At 58.5% G+C, this 13,242-nt stretch carries 15 protein-coding genes; 6 read left to right on the forward strand and 9 right to left on the reverse strand.

Annotation, left to right across the window (positions count from 1 at the left end):
• Window positions 1-43 precede the first annotated feature (43 nt).
• From EK369_RS01475 to EK369_RS01490, 4 genes are all read right to left on the reverse strand, one after another.
• A complete protein-coding gene (locus tag EK369_RS01475; RefSeq protein ID WP_127111913.1) occupies window positions 44-1,450 on the reverse strand; it encodes a protein adenylyltransferase SelO in 1,407 nt (468 codons plus the stop codon).
• A 144-nt stretch (window positions 1,451-1,594) separates the two neighbouring features.
• Window positions 1,595-2,044 carry a GNAT family N-acetyltransferase gene (locus tag EK369_RS01480; RefSeq protein ID WP_127111914.1) on the reverse strand — a complete coding sequence of 150 codons (450 nt, stop codon included), beginning with the start codon at window positions 2,042-2,044 and terminating at the stop codon, window positions 1,595-1,597.
• Entirely contained in the window at window positions 2,041-2,982 is a 942-nt protein-coding gene (locus EK369_RS01485; RefSeq protein WP_127111915.1) for a nucleoside hydrolase, read from the reverse strand. The genes EK369_RS01480 and EK369_RS01485 overlap by 4 nt, the downstream gene beginning before the upstream one ends.
• Before the next feature lie 147 nt (window positions 2,983-3,129).
• Window positions 3,130-4,305 carry a trans-sulfuration enzyme family protein gene (locus EK369_RS01490; RefSeq protein WP_127111916.1) on the reverse strand — a complete coding sequence of 392 codons (1,176 nt, stop codon included), beginning with the start codon at window positions 4,303-4,305 and terminating at the stop codon, window positions 3,130-3,132.
• 163 nt (window positions 4,306-4,468) lie between these two features.
• Here EK369_RS01490 and EK369_RS01495 point away from each other — a divergent pair, with 163 nt between their 5' ends.
• Window positions 4,469-4,930: a GNAT family N-acetyltransferase gene (locus tag EK369_RS01495; protein WP_127111917.1), complete on the forward strand. Its 462-nt coding sequence runs from the start codon at window positions 4,469-4,471 to the stop codon at window positions 4,928-4,930.
• A 48-nt stretch (window positions 4,931-4,978) separates the two neighbouring features.
• Here the strand turns inward: EK369_RS01495 and EK369_RS01500 are convergent, their stop codons facing one another.
• The gene (locus EK369_RS01500; RefSeq protein ID WP_127111918.1) at window positions 4,979-5,569 is read right to left on the reverse strand and encodes an HD domain-containing protein; all 591 of its coding nucleotides are present in this window, start codon (window positions 5,567-5,569) and stop codon (window positions 4,979-4,981) included.
• A 102-nt stretch (window positions 5,570-5,671) separates the two neighbouring features.
• Here EK369_RS01500 and EK369_RS01505 point away from each other — a divergent pair, with 102 nt between their 5' ends.
• A complete protein-coding gene (locus EK369_RS01505) occupies window positions 5,672-6,547 on the forward strand; it encodes a LysR family transcriptional regulator (protein ID WP_164726790.1) in 876 nt (291 codons plus the stop codon).
• On the opposite strand, the gene EK369_RS01510 is transcribed toward EK369_RS01505, so the two are convergent.
• The 3 genes from EK369_RS01510 to mazG form a co-directional block, all read right to left on the reverse strand.
• Entirely contained in the window at window positions 6,544-7,557 is a 1,014-nt protein-coding gene (locus EK369_RS01510; protein WP_127111920.1) for a Fe(3+) ABC transporter substrate-binding protein, read from the reverse strand. The two genes, EK369_RS01505 and EK369_RS01510, sit on opposite strands and share 4 nt — an antisense overlap.
• Window positions 7,558-7,710: 153 nt before the next feature.
• Entirely contained in the window at window positions 7,711-8,139 is a 429-nt protein-coding gene (locus EK369_RS01515) for an acyl-CoA thioesterase (protein ID WP_127111921.1), read from the reverse strand.
• A gap of 31 nt (window positions 8,140-8,170) precedes the next feature.
• A complete protein-coding gene (gene mazG / locus EK369_RS01520) occupies window positions 8,171-8,995 on the reverse strand; it encodes a nucleoside triphosphate pyrophosphohydrolase (RefSeq protein ID WP_127111922.1) in 825 nt (274 codons plus the stop codon).
• A gap of 64 nt (window positions 8,996-9,059) precedes the next feature.
• Here mazG and EK369_RS01525 point away from each other — a divergent pair, with 64 nt between their 5' ends.
• From EK369_RS01525 to EK369_RS01535, 3 genes are all read left to right on the forward strand, one after another.
• Entirely contained in the window at window positions 9,060-10,220 is a 1,161-nt protein-coding gene (locus tag EK369_RS01525; RefSeq protein ID WP_127111923.1) for a M20 aminoacylase family protein, read from the forward strand.
• An 81-nt stretch (window positions 10,221-10,301) separates the two neighbouring features.
• Window positions 10,302-11,267 (forward strand): agmatinase, encoded by a 966-nt coding sequence (gene speB, locus EK369_RS01530; RefSeq protein ID WP_127111924.1) that lies wholly within the window; start codon window positions 10,302-10,304, stop codon window positions 11,265-11,267.
• Window positions 11,268-11,472: 205 nt separating this feature from the next.
• Entirely contained in the window at window positions 11,473-11,877 is a 405-nt protein-coding gene (locus EK369_RS01535) for a DUF1499 domain-containing protein (RefSeq protein WP_127111925.1), read from the forward strand.
• On the opposite strand, the gene EK369_RS01540 is transcribed toward EK369_RS01535, so the two are convergent.
• Complete coding sequence (locus EK369_RS01540; RefSeq protein ID WP_127111926.1) at window positions 11,800-12,117, reverse strand: hypothetical protein; 318 nt, start codon at window positions 12,115-12,117, stop codon at window positions 11,800-11,802. The genes EK369_RS01535 and EK369_RS01540 overlap by 78 nt on opposite strands.
• A gap of 61 nt (window positions 12,118-12,178) precedes the next feature.
• Here EK369_RS01540 and prfA point away from each other — a divergent pair, with 61 nt between their 5' ends.
• Window positions 12,179-13,234 carry a peptide chain release factor 1 gene (gene prfA, locus EK369_RS01545; RefSeq protein WP_127111927.1) on the forward strand — a complete coding sequence of 352 codons (1,056 nt, stop codon included), beginning with the start codon at window positions 12,179-12,181 and terminating at the stop codon, window positions 13,232-13,234.
• Window positions 13,235-13,242 lie beyond the last annotated feature (8 nt).

Consider the following 13,242-nt stretch of genomic DNA (forward strand, 5'->3'; position numbering starts at 1 on the left):
CGGTCGGAGCCTCCGGCGGGAGTATTTTTGGCAAGATGAAGGCTCAGGTGCCGCAAAAGGTGGCGCGGACGCGTTCCTGTTCTGTCGGGGCGTGGGTGAGGTCAGTGAATTCCGGATCTCTGTCAAAGGGGCGCGCATAGGCCTGCATGAGGCGCGTAAAGGGGGCCATGTCGCCGGTCACGGCGGCCTGGATCATGTGCTCGATGCGGTGGTTGCGCGGGATCAGGATCGGATTGGCCGCCTGCATGGTGGCCTCGGCGTCGGGGGTCGATTTGATGCGGGTGTGCCACTTGGTGGCCCAGGTATCAAAGGCCTCTCGGTCCGTGAATTGATCGCGCGCTGTGTCCCCGCTCAGGGCCGCAAAAGTATTTGTGAAATCAGCGCCTTGTGAGGACATCATCTGTAAGAGCTCCGTGGCGAGGTCTTGGTCGCCCGGTTGGCCTCTGGCAATGCCGATCTTACGCAGGAGCGTGGCGTTCCACAGCGTGTTCAGGCGGTCAGGCATGGCGTGCACGGCCCCGGTGAAGGCTTGGATCGCCTCGTCCTGATTGGGCATCAGGGGAACCAGAGCGGTGGCCAGTTGCGCCATGTTCCAGACGATGATGTCCGCCTGCCGGGCCCAGGCATAGCGGCCCTGGCGGTCGATCGAGGAGAACACCGTCATCGGGTGGTAGGCATCCATAAAGGCGCAGGGACCATAGTCGATGGTTTCGCCGGAGATGCTGCAGTTGTCGGTGTTCATGACGCCGTGAATGAAGCCGACGTTCATCCATTTGGTGACCAGCTGGGCTTGTCGTTCGATCACGCCGCTCAGAAAGTCGAGCGGATCGGTTGCTTCGGGATGATGGCGGGCGACGGCGTGTTCGTAGAGCGCCTGTAGCCCGGCATAGTCCTGACGAGCTGCGAGAACCTGAAATGTGCCAACCCGGATGTGGCTGCTGGCTACGCGGGTCAGGATGGCGCCGGGCAGGGTGGTTTCGCGCTGGATGGTCTCTCCTGTTGCCACTGCGGCGAGGGCACGGGTGGTGGGGATGCCCAACGTGTGCATGGCCTCGGAAACCACGAACTCGCGCAGCACAGGGCCGATCCAGGCGCGCCCATCGCCGTTGCGCGAGTATGGCGTCCGACCGGAGCCCTTGAGCTGGATGTCAAACCCGGCCGCTTCGCCAAGAAGGATTGCGCGACCATCGCCCAGTTGCGGGTTCCAGTGACCGAACTGGTGGCCTGCATAAAGCTGCGCAAGCGGGTCTGCTCCCGCGGCGATTTCATTGCCCGAAAACACCCGTCCCAATTCGTCGACATCATCGTCGCCGGTTATCCCCAGATCCTGAGCCAGCGGGTGGTTGAAGGCCAAAAGCTCGGGCGCACGGACGGGTACGGGTGCCTGGCGCGTGAAGAGTGGCGCAGGAAGCCGGGCGTAGGTGTTGTCAAAAGGGATGTGCAAGGTCATGGGGGAAACATATATCCAAAATGACGGATTACCAGAGGCGGCGGGCTGCGAAGAGTGATCTGAAAGCAGAAACAGGTGCGCCATGACTTTGACGATCGGGGCGCGAATGACGGGCATCAAAACCGCTTGGCGATTGGCCCAGTTTCAGAGACGCTTGGTCATGAGCATGTAGCGTTCGCGTGGCTCGAAGCCCGCGCGCTGATAGAGGCGGCGCGTACGATCTTTGGTGCGGTCGACTTCAAGGTGAAACGCCCTGACTCCGGCGTCCCCGAGGGCACCGGACAGGGCGGTCAAGGCATCGCCGCCCATGCCGCGGCCCCGCACCTTGGGACGAATGAAAATCTCGTCGACAAAGGCGTCCATGCCGCCGAATTCGACGGACCAGCCAAAGGTGATGACCACATAGCCAACTGGTGCGCGGGTAGGTCCGATCAGGTAGATGGCCCCCAAGGGTGAGCCGTCAAGCAAGGGCATCAGCGCCGCACGGCGTGTTTCGTCGTCTTGCAAAATGCCTTCTTCCGAGTGAAAGGCCTCGACCAGCGGGATCAGACGGTCAAGATCATCGGGGCGGGCAAGATGCAGGGCGGTGCTCATAGTCGCGACAGCCTCTCGGTCAGGAGGGCGAAGAAGCCATCAGCATCGATGTCACCCATGAACAATGCGTTAGGGGGGCGGTCGGTGACGCGCCACCAATCGGCGACGGTCATGCCAAGGGTGAGTTCGGAGTGGGTTTCGATCTCGACGTTGATGTGGCGTCCGGTGAAGAGATCGGGGCGGATCAGGTAGGCGGTGACGCAAGGATCGTGCAAGGGCGCACCGTTGGAGCCGTACTTTTCCTTGTCAAATCTCTCAAAGAAATCAGTCATTTCCGCGACGGCGGTGCCAACCGCACTGCCGATGGCACGAAAGGCGTCATTGCGGGGTTTGGTGACCAGCGCTTTGTGGGTCACATCCAGCGGCATGACCACGATAGGCGCACCAGAGGAAAACACGATGTGAGCCGCCTGAGGGTCAACATAGATGTTGAATTCCGCCGCCGGAGTGATATTGCCCACCTCGAAATAGGCACCACCCATCAGAACGATTTCCTGAACCTTTTCAATGATATCCGGGGCTTTCTCAAAGGCCATGGCGATGTTGGTGAGGGGGCCGAGGGGGCATAGGGTGACGGTGCCCGCATCATGGGCCCGCAGGGTGTCGATGATGAAATCGACGGCGTGCTGCTCTTGCAGCGGCATCACCGGGTCAGGCAGGACGGGTCCGTTGAGACCGGTTTGGCCGTGGACATGCTCGGCTGTGACCAGTTTGCGGCCCAACGGGCGATCGCAGCCGGCAAAGACAAGCGTGTCAGGTTTGCCTGCTAACTCGCAGACAATACGAGCATTTTTCGAAGTCAGGGACAGCGGGACATTGCCTGCAACAGCCGTGATTCCGAGGACGTCGATGTCTTCGGGGCTGGCCAGTGCCAACAGGATGGCCACGGCGTCGTCCTGGCCGGGATCGGTGTCGATGATGATTTTGCGTGCGGTCATATTCTTTTCTCAAACCTATCGATGAACACTGTCAATTGCCCCGGCGCTTGTCCAGAAAAGAAGCAAAAAACGGCGTCTGCATCACGTCGGTATTACGTCGGTATCACGTCGGTATTTCTGCCGACGTCGCTGTCCTGTGCTGTGGTCTTAGCGAAACGCCTCTTCAAGGTCGGCGATCAGGTCGGTGACGTTTTCTATGCCGACAGATAGTCGGATCATGCCGTCTGAGATCCCCGCTGCGGCGCGCTGTTCCTCTGGCACGGCCTTGTGAGTCAGTGACGCCGGATGCTGGATCAGGCTTTCCACGCCGCCCAGGCTGACGGCGAACTGAAACAGTGAGCTGCGTTTCAGAACTTCGTCGGCGCGGGCTTCACCGCCGTTAACCTCGATTGTGACGATGGCCCCAAAGTCGTGCATCTGGCGAGCGGCAATGTCATGACCCGGATGGTCGGGCAGTCCGGGATAGCGCACGTCGTTCAGGCCAAAACGTGCGCGGTTCTCGGCAAAGTGTTCGGCCACGGCGCGGGCATTGCTGCAATGGCGATCCATGCGCACGGGCAGGGTTTTCACGGACCGCAAAAGCTGTGCGCAGTCCGGCGGAGACAGGACCGCGCCAACCGAGTTTTGCAGGAAGCCAAGGCGTTCGGTGATCTCGGTCGAGACATGCGGCGCAACACAGGCGACACCCGCCATCATGTCGGAATGACCACAGAGGAACTTGGTGGCGGAATGCACAACGATGTCTGCGCCCAGGGCAAGTGGGTTTTGCAAATAGGGCGAGCAAAAGGTGTTGTCGCAGACCGTCAGAGCGCCGGTATCGCGGCCAATCTGCGAGATTGCGGCGATGTCAACGATGCGCAGGGTGGGGTTCGAGGGGGTCTCGTACCAGAGCATGGCGGTCTTGTCGGTGACGGCAGCGCGCACGGCGTCGGTGTCGGAGAAATCGACAAAGGTCACGTCAAACCCGGCGGAGCGCATGCGCACCTGGGTCAACAGGCGATGAACGCCCCCGTAGAGGTCGCCATGGGCAACAACATGCGCGCCGGCATCAAGCAGTTCCAGGACCGTCGCTGCCGCCGACAGGCCGGTGGGAAAGGCATAGCCAGCCTCGGCGCCTTCGAGGTCGGCAATACAGCGTTCAACCGTGTGACGGGTGGGGTTGCCGGAGCGGGCGTAGATATAGCCACGGTTTTCGCCAATGCCGTCTTGAACAAAGGTAGACGCCTGTACGATCGGGGTTACAACAGCCCCGGTCAGCGGATCGGGTTCCTGTGCCGCGTGGATGGCGCGGGTTTCAAAGGCGTGACGGTTTGATTTGTCCATGATGCGGGTCCCTGGGGGTTATGTTTCGTGGAACCCTAGGCCAGGGACTTTGGGCCGCGCAATCGCTTTCCCATGCCGGAGATGAAGGAAACCAGTGATTGCTGTGTCATTGACGGGGAAACACGTGCGGAATAATTTGATCAAATATGACATCGGAGGTGACATGCAACACTCAAGACCCCTAAAAACACGCAACGCAGCCTATGCAGATGCGCCTGACGTGGCACGGCTGGTTGGGAGTTTGCTTGAGGAACTCGGCGGCACAGCGCCAGACCGGGATGCCATTCTGAAAACCACCAGTGCGTTGATGGAAGAGGGCGCGGTAATTGCCTTGCTGGCCCATGACAAAGATGAGGCCATCGGGGTGTTGATGCTGAATGAATGCGCCGCGATCTATGCGGGTGGTCGTTTCGGAGAGATCACTGAGCTTTATGTGGACCCCCGATACCGCTCGGACGGGGTGGCCGTAGCTTTGTTGAGCGCCGCAAGGCGGGTGGCGCAAGCCAAGAACTGGACCCGGTTTGAAGTTGGTGCCCCGAACCAGCCCGCGTGGAACCGAACGCTCCAATTTTATTTGCGCGAAGGGTTTGAGGAAGTGGGGCCCCGCCTACGCAAAGTGTTGTAGGCAGGGCTGATTGATGCGCGCGTGGCGGGTTTGGAACGCAAGTCGCCCCTAATCGGCGGCAGTCTCGTTCAACTCCATATGACCGCCGGACTTGGAGAACACACGACGCAGCATCGGTTCAAAGAATTCGAGCGGCTTTGATGGGTAGTCTGGATCAAAAGCGTTCTGGTCGTAGTTGTGGCAGAAATAGACGGCGTCGTCGTAGTAGGGGCTGTCTTTGTATTTTTCGCGCGCGTGGCGGTCTCCGCCCAGCATGTGGTTGTAGTAATAGCCCTGAAAGACGCAGTGGTGTTCGATGATCCAGCGGGCGCGCTCGCTCATGTAGGGACGCACCATGGCGGCGGCGAGTTCGCCGTGGTTGTAGGGGGACAGGATGTCGCCAATGTCGTGAATGAGCGCGGCCACCACGATTTCCTCGTCCGCACCATCTGCGTGTGCACGGGTCGCTGCCTGCAGGCAGTGGTGGTAGCGGTTGATCGGGTAGGGGGTCCAGTCTTCGTCCAGCGATTTCAGCATGGCAAGGATGCGATCCACCAGTTCGGCGTTGAACTGTTCTTCGTAGTCCATGACGGCGTCCCAGTCGGCCTGTGTGGCCTCTTCGAAACTGGTCCATGTGGGTTTATGCGATTTGTCGAGCATGAGAGTCTCCTTGGGTGTCCTGTTGGGGACAGGGCTAGCAGAGGATATACGATAAGAAAAACGTATTGTTTTTATCAATCTGATCGAGTTTTCTGTTCGGTAATGGACGAGAAACTATTGCAGACCTTTCTGGCGGTGGCTGACACGCAGAGCTTTCACAGGGCCGCCAAGCGGCTCAATGTCACGCAGGCTGCGGTGAGCGCGCGGGTGCGCGCCCTGGAAGACGCGGTTGAGGTGACATTGTTCGAGCGCGGGCCGGGTGGTACGCGCCTGTCCGAAGCCGGGGTGCAGCTGCGGCCACATGCAGAACAGCTCTTGGGGCAATGGGCGCAGGTGCGCGCGGGCCTGGGGCGCCAGTTTGCCGGGCGGATTGCGTTGCGATTGGGGTGCCAGTTGTCGATCTGGGACGGGCTGTTGGTGGATCTGACGATTTGGGCCGAGGAAACCTTGGACAAGCTGCCGCTGTCGCTGAATTTTGACCACGACAGCAACGCCCTGGACATGGTGCGGGACGGAGCAGTTGACCTGGTCATCACAGGAGAACGCCCGGCGGGGCAGAGATTGGAATGCGTGGAGTTGCCGCCAGAGCAGATGGCACTGATGGCGTCGCACCCCTGTTCGATCAAAGATGCGGAACTGCCGCTATTTCTGAACCTGCAGTTGGGGCCGGAATATGATGCGGCGGTCCGGGAACAGTTGGGGGACCGATCCGGTCACTTGTTTCTGGGCAATGCCTTGATGGCCTTGAGGTATATGGGTCGGCGGGGTGGAATGACCTTTGTTCCAACACGCATGTCACATGAGTTGCACGCTGTAAGTCACTCAGACAATTTTGAAATTCCCAGATTTGCCGTGTACAATCCGAACGGGCCGTCGGCGGATTTGGTGAAACAGGTTGTTCCGGGATTGAAGGAGCTGACAAAAGAAAAAGGGACACCGCAGGGCGTCCCTTATCCGTTCGAGGGTGATGGTTCTTAGCCGTCGAAGTCGACCTGTTCGGTGATTTTCAGAGCGGTTGAGCGGTGACCTGCTAGAGTCATCAGGTTCACATCATCCGCAGCGAACTCACCCCAACCCTGAACCAGTGGATCAGCATTGGTGCCAGGCGCGATAGGATACTCAAAGTTGGCTTTGGCGTAGATTTCCTGGGCTGCGGGCGAGGTCAGGAACTCCATCATCTTAAGAGCATTGTCGGCATTGGGAGCGTGTTTTGCCATGGCGATACCCGAAATGTTCACGTGGGTGCCCGCACCTTCAAAGGTTGGGAAGAGAACATTGACACTTTCGGCCCATGCTTTTTGTTCCTCGTCGCTGAGCATCTTGCCCATGTAATAGGTGTTGCCGATCGCAATGTCGCATTCACCCGCCCAGATCGCCTTCACTTGCGCGCGGTCGTTGCCTTGGGGCTTGCGTGCGAGGTTGGCCTTGACGCCTTCGAGCCATGCCTTGGCACCTTCTTCACCATGGTGGTGAATGACAGCCGAGGTCAGGGCGACGTTATAGGCGTTGGTGCCGGAACGGGTGCAGATGCGGCCTTTCCACTTGGGGTCGGCCAGATCTTCGTAGGTGGTGACCTCACCCTCGGCGACGCGATCCTTGGAGGCATAGACGATCCGTGCGCGGGTGGTCAGGCCATACCAATGGTTTTCCGGGTCACGATAGATTCCGGGCACGTTTGTGTTCAGCGTGTCACTGGATACCGGCTGGGTGAGGCCGGCGTTTACAACACTTGCAAGGCGCGAGATGTCGACGGTCAGCACGAGATCAGCGGGTGAGCGTTTGCCCTCGGCCTGCATGCGTTCGATCATACCCTTTTTGAGGTAGGCGACGTTCACCTTGATGCCGGTCTCGGCAGTGAAGGCGTCGGTCAGCGGCTTGATCAGCTCGGGCTGGCGGTAGGAATAGATGTTGACCTCATCAGCCATCGCTGGAGTGGCGACCGCGAGGGCGGTGACGGCAAAGGCGGCGGATTTCAGGTGGGCGATCATGCGACTCACTCTCAATTGCGTTTCTCTCTGAGACCGGAATTACCCGACCAAATTAGTCGGGTCAATACCTGAATAAAGTAGTTGGGTATTTGATCTGAGTCAAAAAACGCCGACACAGAAGGTGCAGTTCGAAAACCCTGCGCCGCGCGGGATTTATTCTGCGTCCTTCTGTTCAACCAAACATGCCTCGAGAGCGGCACGCACATCATCAGGCCAGGGCATTGAGGTGTGTTTGTCGAGGTCTGATGCTGCGAGCACCTGCGTTGAGGACCAGCGCTTTTGTCCGTTGCAACTGATATCGTGGTGCACGGTGACCGAAGAGCGTCCAACCTTTTGTATGGTGACTTCGAATTCCAGTTCTTCACCAAAGAATGAGGGGCTGGAGAAGTCGGTTGTGATGTGTACGGTTGGTGTGCCCCAGCGTTCTTCCCAGATGATTTTGTGCCAAGGATACCCGAGACGTAGCCAGAACTCTTCGTTCACGCCGTTCAGGATGTTGAGGTAGGCGGGGTAGTAGGCGGTGCCGGAGATGTCGCAATCTCCAAATGCGAGTATCCGTTTGGTTTTGAACGGAACATCCATGATAAACCCTTTCTTTGTAGTGCTTTGCGTGTCACTTCTGACGTAATTTTTCTTCCTGCTTCACGGCATCCCACAGCGCGTCCATTTCCGCGAGATCGCTGTCTTCGGGGCGTTTGCCTACGGCTGCGAGTTTGGCCTCGACCGCTTCAAACCGGCGCACAAACTTGGCGTTGGTGGCGCGCAGGGCGGCTTCGGGTTCGATGTTGAGGTGCCGTGCGAGGTTGGCAATCACAAACAGCATGTCGCCAAATTCTTCTTCGATCTCTTGTTGTCCCATCGTGTCGCGGGCCTCGGCCAGTTCTCCGGCCTCTTCCACGATCTTGTCGACAACCTGAGAGATGTCGGGCCAGTCAAAGCCCACGCGGGCCGCGCGTTTTTGCAGTTTCACGGCGCGCAAGAGCGCCGGCAAGCCCAGCGCCACACCGTCAAGCGCGCCACTCAGCGCCTTGCCAGCGCGTTCGGCAGCCTTGACGGTTTCCCAATCGCGGGTCTGCTGTTCGGCCGATTTGTCCCGACTTTCATCACCAAAGACATGCGGGTGACGGGCGACCATCTTGTCCGACATGGTGTCGGCAACCTCGTCAAAGGTAAAAAGCCCGAACTCACTGGCCATCTGGGCATGAAAGACGGATTGGAACAAGAGGTCGCCCAACTCGCCTTTGAGTTCATCCCACGCCTCGCGCTCAATGGCATCAGCGACCTCATAAGCCTCTTCGATGGTGTAGGGCGCGATGGTTGAGAAATCCTGTTCGATATCCCAGGGGCAGCCGTTTTCCGGATCACGAAGGCGGCGCATGATCTCGATCAGGCGGGGCATGCCGCCATTTGGGTTTAGGATCAGCGGGTCTTCGGCCATTGCAACTCTCTCAACTCCAGTGTTCAGTTGCATATCAGATGAACCTTTGACCGGAGTCCAGCCCATGCCCGTGGTGAACCGCATTGCTGCTTATGCAGACGAGATGAAATCCTGGCGTCGCCATCTGCACGCCAACCCGGAGATCGAGTTTGACTGCCATAAGACGGCGGCGTTTGTTGTGGAGCGGCTGCGCGAATTTGGCATCGATGAAATCCACGAAGGGATTGCGACAAGTGGCGTGGTCGCGATCATCAACGGCAAAGGTGAGGGCGGCACGATTGGTCTGCGCGCCGATATGGATGCGCTGCCGATGCCAGAGATGACGGGTCTGGAGTATGCCTCGACCGTGGAGGGTGCGATGCATGCCTGTGGGCATGACGGGCATACGACGATGCTGTTGGGTGCGGCCAAGTACCTGGCCGAGACACGGAATTTCTCGGGGCGCGTCGCGCTGATTTTTCAGCCGGCGGAAGAGGGTGGCGGCGGTGCCGGGGTCATGGTGCAAGAGGGTATTCTGGATCGGTTCGACGTGGACCAGGTCTATGCGTTGCACAATATTCCTGAGATCGAAGTTGGGTATTTCTATTCAACGCCGGGGCCGATCATGGCAGCAGTGGACGAGTTCCACATTGATATTCAGGGCAAAGGCGGGCACGGTGCCTATCCGCAGGACACCGCCGATCCGGTTGTTGCGGCGCTGGCGATTGGCAACGCGCTGCAGACCATCATCAGCCGCAACCACGACACGCGCAGCGAGGCGGTTGTTTCACTGACCCAGATCCACACCGGATCAACCGACAACGTGATTCCCGACACGGCCTATCTGAATGGCACGGTGCGCACCTTTGACAAGGCGGTGCAGGCCATGATCATCCGGCGTATGGAGGCCATCGTGGCCGGCCAATCGGCGGCGTATGACGTTGAGGCCGTGCTGCGCTATGAAAAGGGGTATCCGGCAACCGTCAACCATGCCGACAAGGTTGAGTTTGCAGCGGAAGTCGCCCGTGAGGTGTCCGGAGACGAGGCGGTGAACGCCAATACTGGCATGGAAATGGGGGCCGAGGATTTTGCCTATATGCTCGAAGAACGGCCCGGTGCCTATTTTTTCCTGGGGCAGGGCGACGGGCCTATGGTGCACCATCCAAAGTATGACTTTAACGATGAGATTTCGCCCATAGGCGCGTCCTTTTTTGCGCGTTTGGTGGAAAAGGCACAGCCGATTTAGCGTGGTGTCGTAATCAAATCTTGACCTTTGGCCCACTGCCTGTAGAAATTTGATCAAATTTTTAGGCGAGGAGCTGAAGAGATGGCGCTGGAAGATTCCAAGACTTATGTAGACGAAGCGTTTACCCGCAAAGATATCAGAGGCTGCTCGTTCGAGAATACGTTTGGCGGGGCCACGTCTTTCCTGCGGCGGCGTTACACCAAAGACCTGACCGGCGTGGATATCGCCGTGACGGGCGTGCCCTTTGATCAGGCGGTGACCAATCGGCCCGGTACGCGGCTGGGGCCACGGGCCATTCGAGAGGCATCGGCGCTGCAATCGCCTGACGCGCCTTATGGTTGGGATTTCAACGTGTTGGACGAGGTCTCAATTGTGGACTATGGCGATGTTGCCTTTGACTACGCCAAGGTCAGCGAGTTTCCGGATACGCTGACCAACCATATTCGGACGATCCTGAACGCGGGCGCTGCGAGTATCACATTGGGTGGGGATCACTATATCTCGTTCCCGATTCTGAAGGCCTATGCCGAGAAGTACGGGCCGATCTCGCTCTTGCAGTTTGACGCGCATTCGGACACCTGGGCCGATGACGACATGGACCGCATCGATCACGGCACCATGTTCTACAAGGCCGTAAAGATGGGCATCGTGGACCCGAAACGCTCGGTTCAGGTGGGTATTCGCACGACCAACGAGGACAATCTGGGTGTGCCGACCATTGACGCGCGCGAGGTGCACGAGACAGGGCCCGCCGCAGTGGTTAAGAAAATCAAATCCATCCTTGGGGATCATCCGACCTATGTCACTTTTGACATCGACTGCCTTGACCCTGCGTTTGCGCCGGGCACCGGCACGCCGGTTTGGGGGGGGCTGACCTCGGGGCAGGCATCTATCATTCTACGTGATTTGGCAGGCATCAACATGGTGGGCGGCGATGTGGTCGAAGTCTCGCCCCCGTTTGATACCACTGGCGCCACTGCAATTGCCGGGGCACATGTCGCAACAGAATTGCTGTCGATCTGGGGCTCGCGTCACAGGGGCAGATAACTGTCTTTTCTGACAGTGGGTCTTGGTTTTGTCACGATAGAGCCGCTAAACTTGCCGTGAACTGCCTTGGAAATGGCAACGACCTGATGTCTGATGACGTCAGGCTGCGGCGCTTTGGCGTCGAATGTATTGAAGTATTCCGGTGACCAGTTCTGGTCATTGTGTCGTAGCCGCCCATATGTTTTTTATGAAAAGGTTCTTGCGCATGACCATTGTTTGGATCGCAGCCATCGCGTTTTTGGCGTGCCTGGCTTATGTCCGTCTCGCCCCCAGCGATCCTGCCGCCTGGCACGTTGAGCCACAAGTCACTGGGGATAAGAACTTTTCCAATGGCGTTACACGTCGCGTCACGACCGGACCGGACGGTTTGCGACGCATTGACTCGGTCATCGGTGCAGAGCCGCGTACACATGTCCTGGACGGTTCCGTTCTGCAGGGCATGATTACCTACGTCACACGCAGTCGTATGATGGGGTTTCCTGACTATACCACCATCTTGCTAAACGGGGATGAGTTGCTGATTTTTGCCCGCTCACGTTTTGGACGGAAGGACTTTGGCGTCAATCGACAGCGTATCGAGCGCTGGATTGGTGCTTTGCCCGCCCATTGAGGGGCCGAGGTCCGAAGATAGGCAGGCGGGCGCGATCTCGCGCCACATCGGTACGTTCAGCGACATCTGACATTGGGCCATGAAACTGCGCCCATCCACGTGCATGCAAATCGTTTCGCCGACGTCAACGCGGCTGCCTTGCGTGTCCGTGCAATAGCAATCGATCACCTTGCCGTTCAGGTTGTAATCGGCAAGCGCGGGTTGGGCGACAACGGCCAGAAGGAGCATGAGCTTTTTCATGGTATCAGTATACCGCAAAGCCCCCCCTTGACCAAGCCAGCCGATTGTCCCACTTACCCTTATGGTTCCGATAGAACGATTAGAGCAGATCACCCAGCGCTTCGAATTTCTGGAAGCGCAGATGGCCGAGGGCACAGCGGGCAGCGATATTGCCGTGCTGGCCAAGGAATATGCCGACATGAAGCCCGTTGTAGAGCAGATTGTCGCGTATCGTCAGTTGCTTGCTGACCTCGAAGAGGCCGAGCTGATGCTGGGCGATCCCGACATGAAGGAGTTGGCGGAAGAAGAGCTGCCGGTTCTGAAAGAGCAGCTGCCCGCGGCAGAGCACGCGCTTCAGCTGGCACTTTTGCCCAAGGACGCAGCGGATAAGCGACCCGCGATGGTGGAAATCCGCCCAGGTACAGGTGGGGATGAAGCAGCCCTTTTTGCTGGTGATCTTCTGCGCATGTACCAACGTTACTCGGAAAGTCGAGGCTGGCGGTTTGAGATCATCGAAGAGCAGATGACAGAGTTGGGCGGCGTCAAAGAGGTTGTTGCCCATGTGAAGGGCGAAAACGTCTTTGCGCGACTAAAGTACGAATCCGGTGTGCATCGTGTGCAAAGGGTGCCAGAGACCGAAAGCGGCGGGCGTATTCACACCTCGGCAGCGACGGTGGCGGTGCTGCCGGAAGCAGAGGATGTCGACATTCAGATCGATGCCAATGACATCCGGATCGATACCATGCGCTCGTCCGGTGCCGGTGGGCAGCACGTCAACACCACAGACTCGGCTGTGCGGATTACACATATTCCAAGTGGGATTGTGGTGACCTCGTCCGAGAAGTCGCAGCACCGTAACCGCGAGATAGCCATGCAGGTGCTGAAAACGCGGCTTTACGATATGGAACGACAAAGGATCGACAGCGAGCGATCCCAGGATCGTAAGTCGCAGGTGGGCTCGGGTGACCGGTCGGAGCGCATCCGCACCTATAACTTCCCACAAGGTCGCATGACGGATCATCGGATCAACCTGACGCTCTACAAGCTGGATGCGGTGATGAATGGCGATCTGGACGAGATTGTCGATGCGCTGACGGCGGACGATCAGGCACGGATGCTGGCGGAGATGCAGGGGTGAACGTCCAG

Origin of the sequence: Shimia sediminis (genome assembly GCF_003990645.1) — a bacterium.
Lineage (GTDB): Bacteria > Pseudomonadota > Alphaproteobacteria > Rhodobacterales > Rhodobacteraceae > Shimia > Shimia sediminis.